Raw genomic sequence first — 18656 nt, 5'->3', positions numbered from 1 at the left:
TATGGATTATAATGTATTTATACGGATATTAAATTAAAAGAAATTTTAATTCCTTGAATAATCATACCAGTACCAATAATTGCTATAATTAATCCCATAATTTTACCTATTACAGATATCACGTTATGACCAACTATTTTTACAATAAGATCACTTAATCTAAAAGTGAAATAGGTTAAAAGACTCATGGAACCAAATATAAGGATCACTAAAATAATATGAATTGTTTCCACATTAGACACAAAGTTCATTGCGGTTACAATAGTTCCTGGTCCTGCTAAAATTGGTATCGCTAGCGGAGAAACAGCAATATTTTCATCCACATGAACATTATCTAGGGTTTTTACATTAGACTGTTTAGATTGTAGCATATCAAACCCAATAAAGAAGATCAAAATACCACCAGTAATTTTAAAGGCAGGAATACTGATATTAAATAATTCGAATATATATTTTCCTAAAAGCACAAAAACAGCCACAATAATAAAGGCTATTATGTTTGAACGTTTATTGATATCATGCTTTGTTTTCTTATCTGCACCTTGTGTTAAAGATACAAAAACAGTCATGTTTGATATCGGATTGGTTATAGCAAAAAAGGCTGTAAATACCGTGATTGAAAATGTAAGTAAGTTATCCATTAATTATATAATTATAATCTGCAAAAAAATTAAATTACTTCTGTATTACCTAAGCAATTTTGTCTTTTTTTTAAATCGTTTTAATACTATAAAATCGAAGTGATTTCTATTCGTTTTATAATATAAGAAATGCTCCAATTAATCACTAAATTAATTGGAGCATTTTACTAAAATATAGTATTATAAAATTAGGAAGAATAGACCTTTAAAGGTTTAATCTTGTAACAATCTTTTAGTTATGCTTAATAATCGCTCTATTTTACTATCCGCATAAGCATCAGGATGTGCTGGTGCAAAATAACCTTTCGGATCCCCTTTATCGTTATCAAAATACTTACCGGAATCATTTTTATAGTCATCAGATAATGCCAAATCTACTAAGATATCCACTCCTTTTTCTGCTGGCGACCAATGTTGTCCGTATGCTTCATTTGCCATTTTAGTATTTAATAAGGATCCTGGATTTACAGCAATAACCGTAATTTTTGGTTCTTGTTTTGCTAGATTAAAACTCCACATGGTTAGTGCTAACTTACTTTGTGCGTATGTACTATTTTCTGAATCTTGCTCCTTTCCTATTAAAACAGCTTCAGAAACTGGTGCTTGTGCCGCAGAACTTAAATTGATAATTCTTGGTGCTTCGGATTGCTTTATATTTTCTAATATGGCATTCGTTAACACATAAGGTGCTAAATAATTCACCACCATACGAATGTCTAATCCGTTTTTATTCTGAACCTCTTTCGTTTTGAAAATTCCCGCATTATTGATTAGTATATCTATTTTAGGAATGTCCTTTTTTATTTGTTCTGCTAATTTGGAAACAGCTTCTAAATCGGAGAAATCTGCAACCAAACCATGAATGTTCTGATTGTTTGTTGTTGTTTTTATTTCTGAAACAACCGTGTCTACCTTTGCTTTATTTCTTCCGTGTACATAAACCGTATGTCCTTTTTCTGCTAAACTTAAAGCAGTTAACTTTCCAATACCGTCAGTACTTCCTGTTACTATTATTGTTTTACTCATGATTCTTTATTTTTTTTTATTAGACTGTCCTTGAGCGCAGTCGAAAGGTCTTTTAATTTCTCAGTAATACACAAATTGACATTTTCTTGTTTTTTTGAATCTTGTTATAAAATTCTGATACTAGTTTTACCTCTATTTCTACATATAACCATTGCATAAAGCAAGAACAAGGATTTCTAATCTTTTTAAAAAGGTGCAGAGGTATCTTTAGGACTGTTTGGCACACTCCAACGCTCTCGAGCACTAGTACTTTCTGGTGTAACCACTTTAGATTCTGAGTTATCCACACTACCGTAACTACTTTCTCCTCCTCTTGGGATTTGCATGCGGTCTCCGTATAACCACACAACCAAATTACTACGTTGCCCACTGCTAATCGGGTGCGTTGCATGTGCTACATCACCTCTGTGAATTATTGCTTTCCCTGATTCAAAAGTAGTTTGCACCGTTTTCCCTGTGGTTTTATCGTAGAAGTCAACTTGCGAACCTGTAAATGCTTCATCGGGTAAGTTCATATTGATATTCAAGGTAGCAGCCGAAGCATCGGTATGCGCATGTAAATCCTTATCTTTATCAGGATTGTACTGAATAGAAAAACCAAATGTTTGGTTGTCATAGCCATAAGTACCCAATAACAAACGTGCAATCGGACGCATATAACGGTCCATAATATCGTTATAAAATGCTTGAAAATTAGGCGCTGCAAGATAGCCTTCTGAGCGTGGATCAAGCATAATTCCATAACGATTCAATTGTATTCCGTATGGTGCTCGTTTAGGAATTTGTGAATTTACTACAGCTTCTAAATATTTACGAAAATCCGCTAAGCGTTCAGGGTTAAAAAACTGTGCAGAATAAACACCAGGAATAATTTCTTCCCATAAATCGGCAACAGCATTTTCTTTTTCTGGATTTTCCCAAGCATCTTTAATTGCCTTTTGCAAGCTTGGATCTAGTAGCGTTTCGTCAGGGATTAGTAAATTATCTTTGTTTTCAATTTCCCATTCTGCCCATGCATCTTCCAATATTTTCTGGTTATTGTTCCAAAATTGAGATACAGAAGGTTCCCGTTTTAAGGAAGCTTCACGAGAAGGTAAAGTAAGCGAACGAGCTTCTTCTAATATATTTTTATTTGTCATTGTTTTTATATTTTTTTACCAAAAACTGTCGCAATAGGATATTTTATATCGCTTATGCTTAATTAAGGAACCATTAACCTGACATTAACTTCTAAATTATCTAAAAGAAACCCCTGTTGTAATAGGTTTAAATCTGAAAATGTAAAATGGTTTTGTAGACAAATCTTTACTATCATTAAATACAGCGCCTTTGTTTACTTGTGCTGCGGAAACGTACATGTAACCATCTACATGATTATAGCTTACGCCATCTGGCCAAACCATATTAGCATCTTTCACCATGGTTTTTACACTTCTATCTTTTGCTAAAACTACAGCGACACTATTGCTTTCTAAAGCGGTTAAATAAATATTTCCTGCTGTATCCATACTCATTCCTCCATTGTTTGGTTTTTCGGAATAGGTTTCGATTTTACGATCTAACTCTTCTTCTGTAAAATTTTCATTTACTAAATCTAAAGTTTTAATTCTGTAAATTTTTGTTCCGTTTAACGGACCATAATAAATGTATTCAAAATTAGCGTCGGCAGTAATTCCGTCATTTCCGACTAATAAATCCGTACCATTAACCGCTAAATGTTTACCGTTAATTACTGTTGGCGTATTTTCTGGTAATGTTGTGCGTGTACCTTCAAGTATTCGACGTGTTTTACCCGTTTTCATGTCTACAATAATAAAGGCACCATTGCTTCCATCTCCTCCATTTCCAATACCTTCATCTGCAATTATAAAATAACCGTTTTTAGTATCCACCACCATATCATTTGGTTGCGCGTGCTTTGGTACGGAAGATTTAGGTAAATAATAAATACGTTCTAACTGATTAGTTTTTGTGTTCCAACCCACTATTTTAGGTGTTACGTTATCGCGTTGTGCCATATCTAACATCCAAACAATGCCGTTTTCATCGTTTCTAATACCTAAAACATTACTTAGATAATTATCGTCTGTAGTTCGTGGTGTATTCCACGCTTTATTAGGAAACGGTTTGCTTGTTTTTGTTTTGGCATCCATGATCATCACTCTATTTTCTGGTGAGAAAAAAGGATGATGACTATAAACTAAATCGCCAGTATCCGTAAACGTAATATTACCAACTGCTTGCGCTGTAGTTACAAAAACTTCTGCTTGAGCTAACGTGTTTTGTGCCTTTACAGTATGACTGGTAAACACTATTGTAAAAATTAATGATGTTATAATAGATTTGAAATTCATGTTTTGTATTATTTATTATTGTCAGTTCGAGTGAAATTCTCTTTCAGAATTTTGAATCAAGAACCATTAGAGTTAATAAGCTTCTCGATACATTTTTATTTTCATTGCATTTCAATAAAAACACTCGAAGTGACATATTATTAAAAATTCAACTTTATCTAGACTTCTCGATACAAATTTCTCGTACCTCAAAATGCACTCGAAGTGACCATCTTTTAAAATTTTACTTACTCTTTTTTAAATATTCTGGTAATTCTTTAGATAACCAATCTTCACGAACCGGAACATGAACATCTAAATCTACTGTTTCTTCTAAAGCCCAAAACTCATGTGGTACATTTTCTGGAAATACAATAACTTCTCCCGCTCCAACTTCTACAAACGTTTCTTTACCATCAATAATAGTTTTGATTTTTACTTTACCAGACATGATATATGTAATTTGCTCGTTTGGATGGTGATGCCAAGGAATATGAGCTCCTTTTTCTAAATTGAAAATGGTCATTTGTCCTTTTTCACCATGAAACCATTTACGTTGGATCCCTTCTCCAATAGTTTCTGATTCCATTTTATCAAAATTGAAATGTTGCACTTTTGAAGTTGCTATAGAATCTTTAGTTGTTACTTGTGCATTTACTGTATTACCTACAAGCATTGCTGTTACTGCTAATGCAGCTATAATGGATTTGAAATTCATTTTTTTAGTGTTTATTTTTTGTCAGTTCGAGTGAAATTCTCTTTTAGAATTTTGTATCGAGAACCATTAGAATTAATAAGCTTCTCGATACAAATTTCTCGTGCCTCAAAATTCACTCGAAGTGACAATTATTTTATTTTAATTGCATTTCAATAAAAACACTCGAAGTGTCATTTTATTGATCATTCAATTTTATAAAAGCTTCTCGATACAAATTTCTCGTTCCTCGAAATTCACTCGAAGTGACAATTGATTTTTATATGATACTTTCTAAAAAGATTAAAATCCTTCTAAAACTATTTTACCTTTTGCTTTTCCTGTTTCCAGGAATGCATGTGCTTTACGAAGGTTTTCTGCATTGATAATTCCGAAATTCTCCCCTAAAGTGGTTTTAATTGTTCCGTTGTCAATTAGACCAGAAACTTCGTTTAAAATATTGTGCTGCTCTATCATGTCTTCTGTTTGAAACATAGAACGCGTAAACATAAATTCGATATGCGTAGAAACTGCTTTTGCTTTAAAAGGCATCACGTTAAACGTTTTTGGATCGTCAATAAAACCAAATCTACCTTGTGGTTTAATAAGTTTAGCGATTTCATCTGCGTGTTGTTCGGTTGCATTTAAACTCACAATATAATCTGGTGCAGCTAAATTGTACTTCTCAAACTCTTCACTTAATTTATTTCTGTGATTTATTACAGAATCTGCACCTAAATCTTTTAACCAAGCTGTAGTTTCTTCGCGAGAAGCAGTTCCAATAATATTCAGTTTTGTTAGCTTTTTAGCCAATTGCACCAATATAGAACCAACACCTCCAGCAGCACCAATAACTAAAATGGATTTGCTAGCATCGTCTTTTGAAACCTGTAATCTATCAAACAACATTTCGTAAGCCGTAAGTGAAGTTAACGGTAAAGCTGCAGCTTCAGGAAAAGATAAACTTGATGGTTTTTTACCAACAATACGTTCGTCTACAACTTGGTATTGTGCATAACTCCCTTGACGAGTAAAATCTCCTGCGTACCAAACTTCATCACCAACTTTAAATAAAGAGACATCCTCTCCAACTTCTTTTACAATTCCGGTAGCATCCCAACCAATAACTTTCCAATCGTCACCTTCTACTGGCATTCCTGCACGTACCTTATAATCTGCTGGATTTACAGAAATGGCTTTAATTTTTACTAAAATGTCTCTTCCCGTTGCTTTTGGTGTGTTTAATTCTATGTCTTGTAATGAGTTAACATCTTCAATTGGAAGATTCTTTTTATACCCTATTGCTTTCATTTTTTTGTGTTTTTTAGATGGAAATGTTTATTTAAACGTTACTATATCTTCAAAGTTTCTTCTTGATTTTCCGAATTCTGGATCTGCTTTTCTATACCCAAAAGCAGTCATAAAGGATAAACCATATTTATCGGTATCTACTCCGAATTTCTCTTTTAATAACGCTTCTGCTTTTTCTTGATGAAAACCTTCTATCGGACAAGAATCAATTCCTGTTAAAGCAGCAGCAGTCATCATATTACCTAAAGCGATGTAGGTTTGTTTTGAAGACCAATCGAATAATTTTTTATCTGTATCTAAATCAAAATCATTTTCTTGAAATTCTCTGTAGAATTTAGAATACATTTCAATAACATCTTCTGGTAATTGTTTTACATCTTTCATCATGTGCATAATGTAATCTGCATCATGTTTTACCATTGGTGCTTTCATACTTAAACCTAATACAAAATGACTTGCAGTATCTAGTTTTAAAGGTGCTCCCCAAGCTACAGGTTTTAATAACTCACGTAATTCTTTGTCTTGAACAACAATAAAATGCCAAGGTTCGAAACCAAATGAACTAGGAGATAAATGTGCTGTTTCTAGAATAAATTTCATATCCTCATCGGAAACTTTTTTAGTATCGTCAAATTCTTTGGTAGCATGTCTAAAATTAAATGCGTTTAATATATCTTCTTTTGCAATGTTTGGTGTATTCATTTTATATGTTTTTGAAAGGTTGTTTTATTAATCTGGGACAAAGATAGAATCATCGAAGCCTTTTTTTAGAGTATAAAAAAAGGTGATCTATGTACAAATAGAGGTTTTTAAGGTTTTAATTCTTAAAATTTTCTTAATTTGAGTAGCATAACACAGATATACACTTCTATTTATACCTTAAATGAAATAGTAATCCTCTATTAATACCTTAATTATTTTACTTGATCCATCTAAAGGTCAAGTTAATTCTAGGCAGTATTTTCTTTGTGGTTTTAGGAATTTTATGTTTCCAGTTATCTTGTGTAGCACCTTCCATAACTAGTAAGCTTCCATGCGCTAAGGGAATAGAAATCCGTTTTAAATCTTTACGAGTCGCATGTTTTAATTGAAAAGGTCTTGTTGCTCCAAAGGTAACAGAACCAATAGCGGTGTTTTTTCGTTGGCTTTCTTCATAATCTTGATGCCAATCGACGCTATCTTTTCCGTCTCTGTAATAATTAAGTAAGCAACGCGTAAATTGGATATCTACTTCTTTTTCTATGCGTTCTTTTATAAATAGTAAATCATCATTCCAAGAAAGCATTTTTCGTTTTTTATCGTAATAAGAACTGTCTGTTTTTGAATCTCCATACCAGGCTGTTAATCTTGGCAAATTCACTTGCTTCCCATAAATGGTCATTTGATCTTGTTCCCAGATTGTGTTTTGTAACAAACTATTGTAAAGCCTATTGCTTTCTTCCGAAGAAAAAAAGTTTTCAAACAACGTGACATCTGCTCCGGGTAAATCAAATGTTGTTTTACGAATTTCATCCGTAGAAAATAAATCGGTTTGACTAAATAAATCCATTTCGTTGTTTGTAGAATCGTTTATACTTTAATCGGATAAAAATGAAAAACTAACAAAAATTCATCGTGTTCATTGCATTCATCTAGCTTGTTTTTTCTAAGATCTTTAATAAAAAAAACCGATTATAATTATAATAAAAGTGTTTTGATTTAGACAAAAATAGGGATTAGAATTTAAATTCTAATCCCTATTAATTTTCAAGTATGCACTCTATTTAATATCTAGTTTACTATTTCTGTCATTTCATTTAAAATAAACGCTTCCACTTTATCTTCTGTTACTTTTAAATAATGTGCTAAATATTTATTAGCCATATGTTTTTGCCATAATTCTCGATTCACCCATTTTTCATGGAATAGAAATACATTTGGGTTTTCATTATCTTGATGCAGATCATAACTAATATTGCCTTCTTCTGCTCTAGTTACATCTAATAATTTCAGTAATTCTGCTTTTACAAATGCTGTATGTTCTTCTTTTGCAGTAATTCTTGCTACGATGGTTAAAAATGATTTCTTCATATAATTAGTATTAATAGATTTAATTTCAATACAAAGATATTCTCATTCTCAAGGACTTTTATGTAAGATGCATGGATAATCATGTACATTTAAAGGTTTTGGATACGATTTTTTTAATTCACATTTCTTTTTTATCTAGATTTGCTTAAAATTAGTAGTAAAACAGAACATTATGCAAGTAATTGAAGCGTATAAACCTTTTGAAATACAAGAAATAGAATTGACCGATTGGAAACAACGTCCGATTAAAAACAATTTTTTCGAATTGGTTTTAATTAAAGATGGCGAAGGTTCGCAGTGTATCAACTTTAATGATTATACCTATGCTAAAGGAAGTATGTTTTTATTACCTCCATTAAAATGCCATTCTTTTACCATAGAAAAACCTACGCAATTTGTGTTTTTAAAATTTACAGATTCGTTCTTTAAAAATGTAAACAGAATAAATATTGATAGAAACGAATGGTTTAAAGAAGCTTCCTATATTTTATCCAACTACAACCAATTGCCTGGTGATATTATAAAAAACGAAATAGATAGAAATCATTTAGAAAGTTTAATTGGGATGATTCTACAAGAATCTAGAAATTACGGTGATGCATCTATCAATTTAGTAACCAGCTTAATGACTAGTGTTTTAGAGGTCCTAATTAGAAATATTAAAAAGAGTAGCTATTTTGAATTACCTAAGAATACTTCAGATGATAGAATTACCAAAATGCTAACCTATATTAATGAAAACATTGATAAAATAGAATTACTTAAAGTTGAAAATTTAGCAGATGTTTTTATGATGTCTCCAACCTATGTAAGCGAGTTTTTCAAGAAACAAGTACGCATGTCTTTGCGAGAATATATTATTAAAGCAAAGCTGAAATTGGTAGAAATACGATTGTTAAATTCTGATTTTACCTTAACACAAATCGCTGATGAATTGGGCTTTACCGACGTAAGTCATTTATCTAAAACGTTTAAACGCTACGCAGGAACTTCTATCCGTGAATTTAAAAACAAGGGCGAATACATGCTATTAAAGCGAAATAGTTGCGCGAGTTAAAAGGTTCTAAACCTATTAAAACCCGAAGCCTAATTTAAAAGCTAAACGCAACCCATCGTCACTATTAAATGCAGATACATTTGCAGTAAACATATCTACCATAGTCATAAAAACACCTCCTCCAAAAGAGGTATTCCAACTGTCACTATTGTACATTCTATTTGCAACCAAATCATTATCTACCCAAATACGACCATAATCGGCACCACCATAAACACCAAGACTTATTGGCAATAAGTTGGTTTTAAGACTTAAGAAATTAAGACGTAAATCGGTACTCTGCACAAATGCACTTTTACCGGTAAAACGTTCGTTTCTATACCCACGCAAACCAGTATTTGCTCCTAAAGTTGCAGCTTGATAAAACTCAAAATTATCTCCTAAATTAAAATGTCCGCTAAAGTTGGTTGCTAAAACTAATTTACCACTTGGAATAAGTTTATAATCAAACCCTAATTCAGGAATGATATATCCAAAGCCTTTATTAGAATCTATATTGTTTTTAAAACCAATTTGTAACCCAAATTGCATTCCTAAAGTTGGAAAAGCTTCATTATCTTTATTTTGAAAAGAATACGCAGCATCTGCACCATAAAAAGTATCACTTACTTCGTTTCCGTCTCCTATAAATGAATTAATAAATCGTCCATTAGTTCTTTCTACTTCATTGTTTTCAAATAAAACACCTACTTTAAAATAACCTCCTAATTGTCCGCGCCACACTAAAGAAGGCATCGCGAAAAATGTTCTTATTTTTACTCGGTTATAATCTAAACCTACATCAAAAGCCTCGTTATCTTCCGCTTCTAAATTTGGAGTAGAATTCCCATAATCGAAGAAGTTTATAGAATAATTCGGACTATTAAAATGAAGGTCTAATCCGAAATTTAAACCTTTAAATACGTTGGCAAATTCTCCTTTATAATCTAATTCGAAACCATTGGTTGCAAAATAGTAAGCGGCAGAAAGTGTGTGTTGGGAAGTAAAAGGATTGCGTTCAAAACCGTAGACCGTATACGTATTAGAAATGCCAAGTTTAAAGCCATCATCTGGATTAGATCCAAGCGTTGGTATAAACTGATTTACATTGTTTTTCAACTTTTTATAATCGTACACATTCGTTTCATAATCATCCGTGAATTTTTGATGCCCTTTATTAGTAATAATGGTATTTTCTTTAGATTTATAATCGTAAAAAGTAACTTTCTTCCCCTGTTCTATATTATAGATATCATTATTCTGACCTCCAATTAAACGCACGCGCATTTGGTTATTGGTATTATTTCCAAATACATGAAACACATCATCATCATCTAAACCATAAATCCAGATTTCTTTCGTTTCGTCACTATTATAGGTTCTTTCATGAAAAACATCTCCTTTTTCTCCACCTTTTATTCTATATGCTATAACTTTAGTTTTTCCGTTAGGTAAACGTTCTACATCAAACCAATCGTCTTTATTTGTTCCTTTAATAACCGCATATTTATTTATTAAACTATAATATCTATCTGCAATTTTTTGAAGATTAGCACGACGTGCTTTCAACGTTTGTTTGATTTTATCGGTAACTTCTCCTCTAACTTCTTCCGGGAAATTTAAAAATGCTTTATCTATAACTTCATCTGTTACTCCTTCTTGAATGGTCTTCACTTGCGCATCCCAAACTTCTTTATCCGACAGCATAATAAACTCCATATCTAAAGGATACGGTTCTACATTGACTCCTTTAACATCTACTAAATCGTCATCATATTTTCTTAATAATCTTGCAGTAGGAATAATGGCAACAGCAGAGGTAAGCATTGCACCGTCTGACATGATGGAAAATACTTGATCTCTATCTCTTGGTAATGGTCTATATACTTTTTTACCATTTTCTTCAAACTCTAACCAACGCCATTGATCTTGATGTCTGTCCCAATCGCCAATTAACATATCAAATAAACGAGCACGAATGTAAGCACCTTCATCCATAACTAAATCTTCATCTTTATGCAATTTATCCATAACATCTGAAGTACTCAAAATAGTGTTAGAGAAACCAAAACTTGCTAAATTTCCATGACCATCAGAAGCATGCTCTTCAATCATATATAATTCATCGCCAAACTGTTCATTAAAATCTCCTAAGGCATTTTGTTTTGGCACATAGTATAATTTCGGATTTAAATGGTAGACACCAGCAGCATCCGATAAATCCCCAACGGTAAAAAGCGCATACGGATGTGAACCTGTAAATACATCTAAAATTAAATCTTCGGCAGCTGTATCGTCAAACTTTCCGTCCAGATATTGATCTTTAAAAAAAGCAGCTTGTAAATACTGTGTACCTTGTTTACGCATAGCGCGCATTACGTATTGCTTTTCGCCATCTTTAGTAATAAGACGCAACGATTTAGATTGTGTTCCGCCACCTCGTCTACCAACGGTAACACCACCAAAAAGGGTATCTAAATTAACGGTTGGCACGGTAACCTTTGTGCTGTATGTGTTTCTATATCTTTCTCCCCAAAGAAATTTTGTTAGACCAGATTTATCTGTTTCTTCTTCGGTATAAATAGAAGCTGTTTTTTCTTTCGGAAAAGTTACCGGATATGTTGTGTCTGTTTTGTTGGTATCTGGTTTTAATACTTCCGTTTCAAATACAATTTTATCCTCTTCTACAGAATAATAACGCACATACGAAGAACCATCTTTAAATACATCTAGTCTAGCGTAACCTGGAGTTCCGTAAGAAAATTGTCCGCCACCAACATTACGAGTAGGTGTCACTTTAGATCCGGAACCACTTACTATTTGACGTAGATTATCTTGCACCAAATATTGTAAATTATGTTCGTGACCAGAAACAAAAACGACTTTACTATTTTCTTGTGAAATGGTTATCAGTCGTTTTCTTAGTTCGTTATAGCGTTTGTTTTGAATATCTGCATTTGAAACTCCTGTGGTAATTCGCAATAGATTTTTTAGGGATCCTAAAACAGGAATTGGTGTCATATGACTTTTAAAATCATATTGTCCGCCATGTAAACCATTGGTATACATAGGATGGTGCAATGCTACGATAGTCGTTTTACCTCTAGCTTTTTTAATTAAACTGCTATATTCATCAAAAAAAAGTGCTCTGGTTTTAATTTCACAATCGTCGTTAATGGTAGGATGGTTATCCCAGTTGGTAACAAACCATTGGGTATCAATAAGTATTAATTCCACATCATCTGAAACATGGACTTTCTCAATAGGACAGCCATTTTCTGGCAAAAAAGTATCTTTACCTAAAATTTTCTCGATATACTTTTCTTGGCGTTTTAATCCTTTAAGTCCGTTGCTATACCAATCGTGATTTCCAGGAATAAAAATAGCATTTCCTTTAAAGTCTGCTGTAGTTTGTGTTTGGGTATTTAATTGATGTTCTGCAAAAGCTCTACCTTGGCTTTCTTTGTTCGGTAATCCTTTTGGATAAATATTATCACCAAGAAAAATGGCTGTACTATTTTTGGTAGCTTTAGATAACTCGGATTTAAAAGCTTGGATTGTTTTTGAAGATTCTCCCATTGGTGAATTTCCACCATCTCCAATTAAATAAAATGAATGCTCTATTTCCTTATCGGGAAAAGTATTTAGGTTTGTAGTATTTTTATACTGTGCTTTATAGGTTGCGCAAGAACTTATAAGTACAAAAGCGAATACTTGGAAAAATATTTTTTTTGACATTTCTAGAATAATATTTACTGCTAAGATAAAAATTACTTAGCCTTTAAAAGTATTCCTGAAAGGTAAATCTAATAATTACAAGTATTTATTCCGCTTTAAGCGTTTTAACATCTGCAATTAATTGGGCTATAGCTGTTTTGTTTAAACCATTGTATATCCCGCGAATGTGCTTGTTTTTATCAATTAAGACAAAGTTTTCGGTGTGTAGAAAATCGTCTTCGGTTTTCATTTCTCCTAAATCCTCTTCTATGAAATAGGCTTTTCTTCCTAAGTCATAAATCTCCTTTCTATCTCCAGTTACTAGATGCCATTTATTGGTAATAACTCCTTTACTTTCTGCATAATGTTTTAAAACAGAAACAGAATCTATATCTGGAGTAACTGTATGTGACATTAGTAATACGTCATCCTCTTTTAGAAATGCATCTTGTAAAACAGCCATGTTTGCTGTCATTTTTGGACAAATACCAGAACAAGATGTGAAAAAGAAATCTGCAATATAAATTTTGTCTTTAAATGTTTCTTGCGTTATGGTTTCTCCTTCTTGATTTGTAAGTGAAAAATTTGGTATTTCATGAACAACATTTCCTTTTGGATCTGAAATATCTAACCAATTAGGCGTAAAACTTGCTTCATTATAATATGGTAAAGCATCTACTCTACTGATTTTTTCTTCGGTTTTGTTTTTGCAACTTGTTATTACAAATAACAAGAATAATGCTAGACTATAATTTTTCATCTTGTACAATTTCTTCTTCTAGTTGAAAGCATAAATTAGCGCGTTTTAATCCGAAAATGCGACCGTTTTTTGCTTCGTAATTATTATATATTTTACCATTTCTTCTCCAAGCCTTCTGCATCCCTTCCTCTTTGCCATCAACAATAGTCATCTCTTTAAAAATTTCACCAGTTTTGTACCATTGTTTTTGAATGCCATTTGCAATACCATTTTTGTAATGCGACTGGGAACGAAGATTACCATTAAACCACCAGGACTTTGATGTTTCTTCTAATTTACCATCTAAGTAAAATGCTTCAAAACTTAATAATCCAGTGTCAAACCACTTCTTAGAATATCCATTTTTTTTACCGTTTTTATAGGAAATGGATTCTACTTTAATACCATTTTTAAATTTTAGAACTGAAATACCAGTAAAAGGCTTGTCTTGGTAATAGACAAGCCCAATATTTGGTTTTAAGATTAATTCTGATTTTGAAACTTCTTGTAAAGAAATTTCAGTTTTGGCATTATTTCCCTCTTCCTGTTTAACGGTCTTATTCTGACAGTTAAAAAAGAGTATAAAACTGAAAACAATCCAGCTTCTATTGAATATTACTTGGAGTTCCTTGATAATCACCTGGGAATAAAATGTAATAAGAATTTAAATATAATTCGTTTTGAATATGATAGTGATATTCTGCAACATCTGTATGTTGTGTAGTACTTGTATGTCCGCCTGATGCATCTAAATCTGTAGGGTATGTTCCTGTTGCATCACATTTTCTTCCGTAAAGAAAAAATCCATCTGCAATAATACCAATTAAGTTATCATCATCTTCAGACCAAGCTTTTGTTTCTAAGTGATAATGGTAACTTTGTGGTCCTGTATGTGCAGCAGTGTAATCTAAAGATCCTACAGCATTATCTAAAGGAATGTTTGGCCCTTCTTCATCATTATAAATCATCGATCCACTAATCGCAATACCTATTGCTCCTAAACCTGTTGCGGTAGAACTAGATGCTAATTGCGGATTTGCAGAAACGGTTAACGAATACGTACCATTAAAATCATCAATATTTCCTGGTGCCATTTGATCTTGAGAAGTCACCGTTGGCTCAACCCATAATGGATGATTAGCGTCTGAAACGGTTATCATAGTATTTCCATCTGGCCCAGTAATGCTTCTTGATGTTGTATTAGACCAATAAGGAGATGTATGATTTGGCAAACCATTACTTTCTATTACCACATTTGTACCGCTTAACATGATGGTTAAATTATCTGCATCAAAGTCTGCAAAAGCAGCGTGTAAAGTTGGCTGTACTTCGGCTTCTGAGTCTGGATCTGTATCATCAGAATCTGTGTTATTACTCACGTATCCATCAGGCTGTGTTGTAGATAAGATAGATTCGCTTGGGTCCCCATAACCATCTCCATCTGCATCTAGGTACCAAGTAGTCTCTACTAGCTCTTCTTCTTCACTGGATCCATTATCATCACTGGAACAAGCTAAAATAATTACAGCTAGGAATAGTGATAAGAATGAGAATTTAAATAAGTTTTTCATATTGTTGTTTTTTAGTATTTAGTTTTTAGATGTTTTAAATTGGAATAACTTGCGCGACTTTTCAAATTATTTTTTTTTTAATTCCTTCTACCTTGAGGTTTTCCTCCTTGTGGTCTTTGATTATTACCTTTAGAAGCATTTTCTAATTCTTCTATAGATATATAAGTATCTTTATTTATATCTATTGTAGAAAAATCTTCTTTTAATGGTCCTTGTGTTTCTGTCCTAGAAAGTTTTCCATCCTTATTAGCATCCATTTGCTTAAAAATTTGGGAAGCACTAGGACGTCCTCCTCCTTGTTGACCGCTTGGTGGTCCACCTTGATTACTATCTAAAGAAACCTCTCCCATAACACATCTACCAACATACGGAAACTCTTTAGTGACAAAATACATGTATTGACCATCTACTACCACACCATTGCATTCATCTAAATCTCCCAATCCATCTACATACTCATAATCGGAACCAAAACTCCCATCATGATGTCCGCCAACAGCAATATCTAAATGCTCTTTCGGATTATCATAAGTACAATCTTCACCTTCTCTATTTCCATCTAAAAGTTCAAAACTTGGTTTGTACTTTCCGCTTTTAGAGTAATAAATAGGAAAACCATCATGCGCAAAACCAATATGAATGATATCTTTTCCTGTACCCATTTTTTCTATCATAGAAGTTGGTGTACCATGATAATGATAAGCTCCTGTTGGCTGTACATGTGCATGATTAAAATCTAAGCCAAGATCTATAATATCTTGAATTGCTTCTACTCTATAATTTTCACCCGTTTCGCAAACCACAACTTCTGCTGTTTGTGGTTCAAACTTAATACCATTTAAAGCAATCCCTGGTTCACGCATCCATTGTGATTTACCAGTATAAACAGGGTTTAATGGAAACGTATAGGTTTTATTTTGTGCCGAAATAGTATTTGGGTTTCCCGGATTTGGAAAACTTCCGGTTTCATGATTTGGTAAAGAGTTTGTTACCATGATTCGAGAATCTTTTGTAATAGTAACTCTGGTTTTTGTACCATAAGTGGCATCCTCTAAATCGTAATTACCAAAATAATCATTGGTTGTTTCTGAAATATTATCACTTACATGTGTATGATTTTCTTGACCATCATGACTGTGTGCATTTGTATTACTTTTACAGTTTAATAGTGTAGCTGCTAAAAGAACTACTATAATTTTATAAGCATTTTTCATCTTTAATTTTAGTTAGCGTTAATCTCTTTTTTTACGTTTTGATTTTTTAGTACTTACGTTTTTTTCAAAAAAGGCTTTCAATTCTTCGATGTCTAATTCTCCATCTTCATTGGTATCTATTGCACTAAAATCATCAGAAAGTTCTTTTTCCCCTTTGGCAGCAACCTCTAATTCATTTAGCGTACCATCACCATTATCATCCACTTCTTTAATTAATTTTTTAGGCGAAACTTTTTTAGGTTTTCTATCGTTTAACGAAGCATCTAATTCTTCTAAATCTATTAGTTCGTCACCATTACTATCAATTACCTCAAAATCTTCAGAAATTTTCCCTCTTTTATCTTTAGCAGCTTCGTCTTTATCTATATAATTATCCTTGTTGGTATCTAACTTGGATAAAATTTCGGAAGCTTCGGGTGGTCCTCCTTTTTGGCCTCCTCTTCCTTGTCCGCCACCACGACTACCTCCTCCACCTGGAGGTCCTTGTGCAAAAAGGCTAAAACATAATAGCATGGAAAAAATAGTAATCGTTGTTTTTAAGTTATTCTTTTTCATTTGTTTTGTGTTTCTACTTTAGATGCATTATTGTTAAAAAACTTGTGCTTGATTTTTTATTTTTTCCTGCTTTATTAATTGCCTAATTCTTTATTTAATTTAAAAGCAATTATTTGCGTTTTATCTCTTAAGTTATTGGCAATTGTTAGCTGACTTTCTGTTTGTATTAACCTATCAACCAGTACATTTTGATAGTCTCTGCTGTTTAATAATTTATTATAATCGGTTTGTTTAGAATAAGACTCGGTATTCTTATATTTTACATTCCGAGTTAAAAGAATATCAATTAATGATATGTGCGATTCGATAACCGGTTGTAAACGATTAACAACTATGTTTCCAATTTTTAATTCTTGGTTTTCAAAATTATTTAATTCATTTGGGTACGAAGCAATTAAATCCCGTAACAAATCACTTTCAATAAATTCGAATTTATTAGTACTACTAACCGAGTTTATTGCACCACTTTGCAGTTTGGTGATTTTATGATTTACATTAATAATGCCTTCTTTGGTTTCATTAGTTAGATCATGGGATTGCGAACGTATACTTTGAATGGTGTTTTGCATGGTTTGTACATTTTGAGCATACCTAACGATGGAAGAATCTAATAAAATTAAATTCGCGTTTAACTCTTCATTTAAACTTTGGTAAATTTTTAATTCTACAATTCTGTTTTTTCTAACTTCATTGATACTATTGATTTTCCAAGCTATTAGGATACCTATCACAATCAATAAAATTTCTCCAAAAGCATATAGTAGGTAATTTTTTGTTTTACCTGAAGCTACTAATGTTCTTCTAATTTTTCTGAAAATCTTCATGCTTACCTATTTTAAAACTTTAGATTAAATTACTTGTTGGTAAAAAAGCGTTATCACTTTTACTTTGTGAGGTCTTTAAATTCAATAATTATGGCCCAACAGTAAATTCAATTAAATAATCGTCATTATATTATTACCCTCAAACGGTCTCATCTACTTCTTGAACCAAAGTATATAAACCAAAATATTCCGATCCATCTCCATGGTCTATATACACTTTATAAAAAGCCACTAATACGGAATAAGAAGACGTATCTGTTGTTCCGTTTTCTTGTAACATCGATTTGTTATCAAAATTATTTTTAAGGTTTAATTTTTTAAACCCATAAAAGCGTTGGGCATCAATTTGCGGATACGCATCTCCAAAAAAGTCGAAATCTAATTTAAAGGATAGCTTTAAAATGCCATTTTGCCAACTACGCTGTAAACTTGAGTTTTCATTAAAACTCAGGCCAACTCTATACCACTCCAAACCATTGTAAAACACTTCTGAAGGAACAAAAATAGCCCCTTCCTCTGTATCTATAGATTCAGAGTTTGCTCCTGCACCAAAAGTGCCATACGTTTCTGTCATAGTATCCAACATACTTTGCCAACGTGTTTCTGTAATAACAATTTCTAATTTCTTCACAGTATTGTTATCAAAAACTTCATCCATGTTTGGATCTACTTCATTGCTATGTGTTGTTGTGGTCCAATCTAATGTTTCAAAATTGCTATCATCAAACTCTTCTGTTGTCACCTCTGTATCATCATCTGTACTGCACGCTTGGAACGTTATTATAAAACTACTACATGTTAAAGACACAAAAAGAAAATGGATGCTTCTTTTTAATTTTTTCATTTTCTTCATATTTATTATTTTTCTAATTGTAAAAAAAGCTTCGCAATCACACGAAGCTTTAATTTCAATCAACTAATCACT

At 32.4% G+C, this 18656-nt stretch carries 18 protein-coding genes; 1 reads left to right on the top strand and 17 read right to left on the bottom strand.

Annotation, left to right across the window (positions count from 1 at the left end; genetic code table 11):
- Positions 1–17: 17 nt before the first annotated feature.
- From AMD28_RS14305 to AMD28_RS14265, 9 genes are all read right to left on the bottom strand, one after another.
- Positions 18–641 (bottom strand): MarC family protein, encoded by a 624-nt coding sequence (locus tag AMD28_RS14305; RefSeq protein ID WP_055444818.1) that lies wholly within the window; start codon positions 639–641, stop codon positions 18–20.
- A gap of 213 nt (positions 642–854) precedes the next feature.
- Positions 855–1667 carry an SDR family NAD(P)-dependent oxidoreductase gene (locus AMD28_RS14300; protein ID WP_055444817.1) on the bottom strand — a complete coding sequence of 271 codons (813 nt, stop codon included), beginning with the start codon at positions 1665–1667 and terminating at the stop codon, positions 855–857.
- Between the two features lie 185 nt (positions 1668–1852).
- Positions 1853–2806, bottom strand: coding sequence for a hypothetical protein (locus tag AMD28_RS14295; RefSeq protein ID WP_055444816.1), 954 nt, complete (start codon positions 2804–2806; stop codon positions 1853–1855).
- 96 nt (positions 2807–2902) lie between these two features.
- Positions 2903–4021, bottom strand: a complete 1119-nt coding sequence (locus AMD28_RS14290; protein ID WP_055444815.1) for an L-dopachrome tautomerase-related protein — start codon at positions 4019–4021, stop codon at positions 2903–2905.
- A gap of 223 nt (positions 4022–4244) precedes the next feature.
- The gene (locus AMD28_RS14285; RefSeq protein WP_055444814.1) at positions 4245–4718 is read right to left on the bottom strand and encodes a cupin domain-containing protein; all 474 of its coding nucleotides are present in this window, start codon (positions 4716–4718) and stop codon (positions 4245–4247) included.
- A gap of 279 nt (positions 4719–4997) precedes the next feature.
- The gene (locus AMD28_RS14280) at positions 4998–6005 is read right to left on the bottom strand and encodes a zinc-binding alcohol dehydrogenase family protein (protein ID WP_055444813.1); all 1008 of its coding nucleotides are present in this window, start codon (positions 6003–6005) and stop codon (positions 4998–5000) included.
- Positions 6006–6032: 27 nt separating this feature from the next.
- Positions 6033–6707, bottom strand: a complete 675-nt coding sequence (locus AMD28_RS14275; protein WP_055444812.1) for an NAD(P)H-dependent oxidoreductase — start codon at positions 6705–6707, stop codon at positions 6033–6035.
- A gap of 217 nt (positions 6708–6924) precedes the next feature.
- The gene (locus AMD28_RS14270) at positions 6925–7554 is read right to left on the bottom strand and encodes an alpha-ketoglutarate-dependent dioxygenase AlkB family protein (RefSeq protein WP_055444811.1); all 630 of its coding nucleotides are present in this window, start codon (positions 7552–7554) and stop codon (positions 6925–6927) included.
- 221 nt (positions 7555–7775) lie between these two features.
- A complete protein-coding gene (locus tag AMD28_RS14265; RefSeq protein WP_055444810.1) occupies positions 7776–8075 on the bottom strand; it encodes a putative quinol monooxygenase in 300 nt (99 codons plus the stop codon).
- A 172-nt stretch (positions 8076–8247) separates the two neighbouring features.
- Between AMD28_RS14265 and AMD28_RS14260 the strand changes: the two genes are divergently transcribed.
- Complete coding sequence (locus AMD28_RS14260) at positions 8248–9132, top strand: AraC family transcriptional regulator (protein WP_055444809.1); 885 nt, start codon at positions 8248–8250, stop codon at positions 9130–9132.
- A 15-nt stretch (positions 9133–9147) separates the two neighbouring features.
- Here the strand turns inward: AMD28_RS14260 and AMD28_RS14255 are convergent, their stop codons facing one another.
- From AMD28_RS14255 to AMD28_RS14220, 8 genes are all read right to left on the bottom strand, one after another.
- Positions 9148–12849 carry a metallophosphoesterase gene (locus AMD28_RS14255; protein ID WP_055444808.1) on the bottom strand — a complete coding sequence of 1234 codons (3702 nt, stop codon included), beginning with the start codon at positions 12847–12849 and terminating at the stop codon, positions 9148–9150.
- 85 nt (positions 12850–12934) lie between these two features.
- Positions 12935–13588, bottom strand: a complete 654-nt coding sequence (locus AMD28_RS14250) for an SCO family protein (RefSeq protein ID WP_055444807.1) — start codon at positions 13586–13588, stop codon at positions 12935–12937.
- On the bottom strand, positions 13575–14207 hold the full coding sequence (locus tag AMD28_RS14245; protein ID WP_241492523.1) for a toxin-antitoxin system YwqK family antitoxin: 633 nt from the start codon (positions 14205–14207) through the stop codon (positions 13575–13577). Before AMD28_RS14245 ends, AMD28_RS14250 begins: the two co-directional genes overlap by 14 nt.
- Positions 14173–15138: a YHYH protein gene (locus AMD28_RS14240; RefSeq protein WP_083478325.1), complete on the bottom strand. Its 966-nt coding sequence runs from the start codon at positions 15136–15138 to the stop codon at positions 14173–14175. The genes AMD28_RS14245 and AMD28_RS14240 overlap by 35 nt, the downstream gene beginning before the upstream one ends.
- Positions 15139–15215: 77 nt before the next feature.
- Positions 15216–16352 (bottom strand): YHYH protein, encoded by a 1137-nt coding sequence (locus tag AMD28_RS14235; protein ID WP_055444806.1) that lies wholly within the window; start codon positions 16350–16352, stop codon positions 15216–15218.
- An 18-nt stretch (positions 16353–16370) separates the two neighbouring features.
- Positions 16371–16907, bottom strand: a complete 537-nt coding sequence (locus AMD28_RS14230; protein WP_055444805.1) for a CREC-EF hand family protein — start codon at positions 16905–16907, stop codon at positions 16371–16373.
- A gap of 74 nt (positions 16908–16981) precedes the next feature.
- Complete coding sequence (locus AMD28_RS14225) at positions 16982–17731, bottom strand: hypothetical protein (protein ID WP_055444804.1); 750 nt, start codon at positions 17729–17731, stop codon at positions 16982–16984.
- 139 nt (positions 17732–17870) lie between these two features.
- Entirely contained in the window at positions 17871–18575 is a 705-nt protein-coding gene (locus AMD28_RS14220) for a CotH kinase family protein (RefSeq protein ID WP_206542243.1), read from the bottom strand.
- Positions 18576–18656 lie beyond the last annotated feature (81 nt).

It is taken from the genome of Lacinutrix himadriensis (assembly GCF_001418105.1).
In the GTDB taxonomy this organism is placed as follows: Bacteria; Bacteroidota; Bacteroidia; order Flavobacteriales; family Flavobacteriaceae; genus Oceanihabitans; species Oceanihabitans himadriense.
Note: the sequence above shows the minus strand (reverse complement) of the source record. Positions and strands in the feature narration are given on the sequence as shown.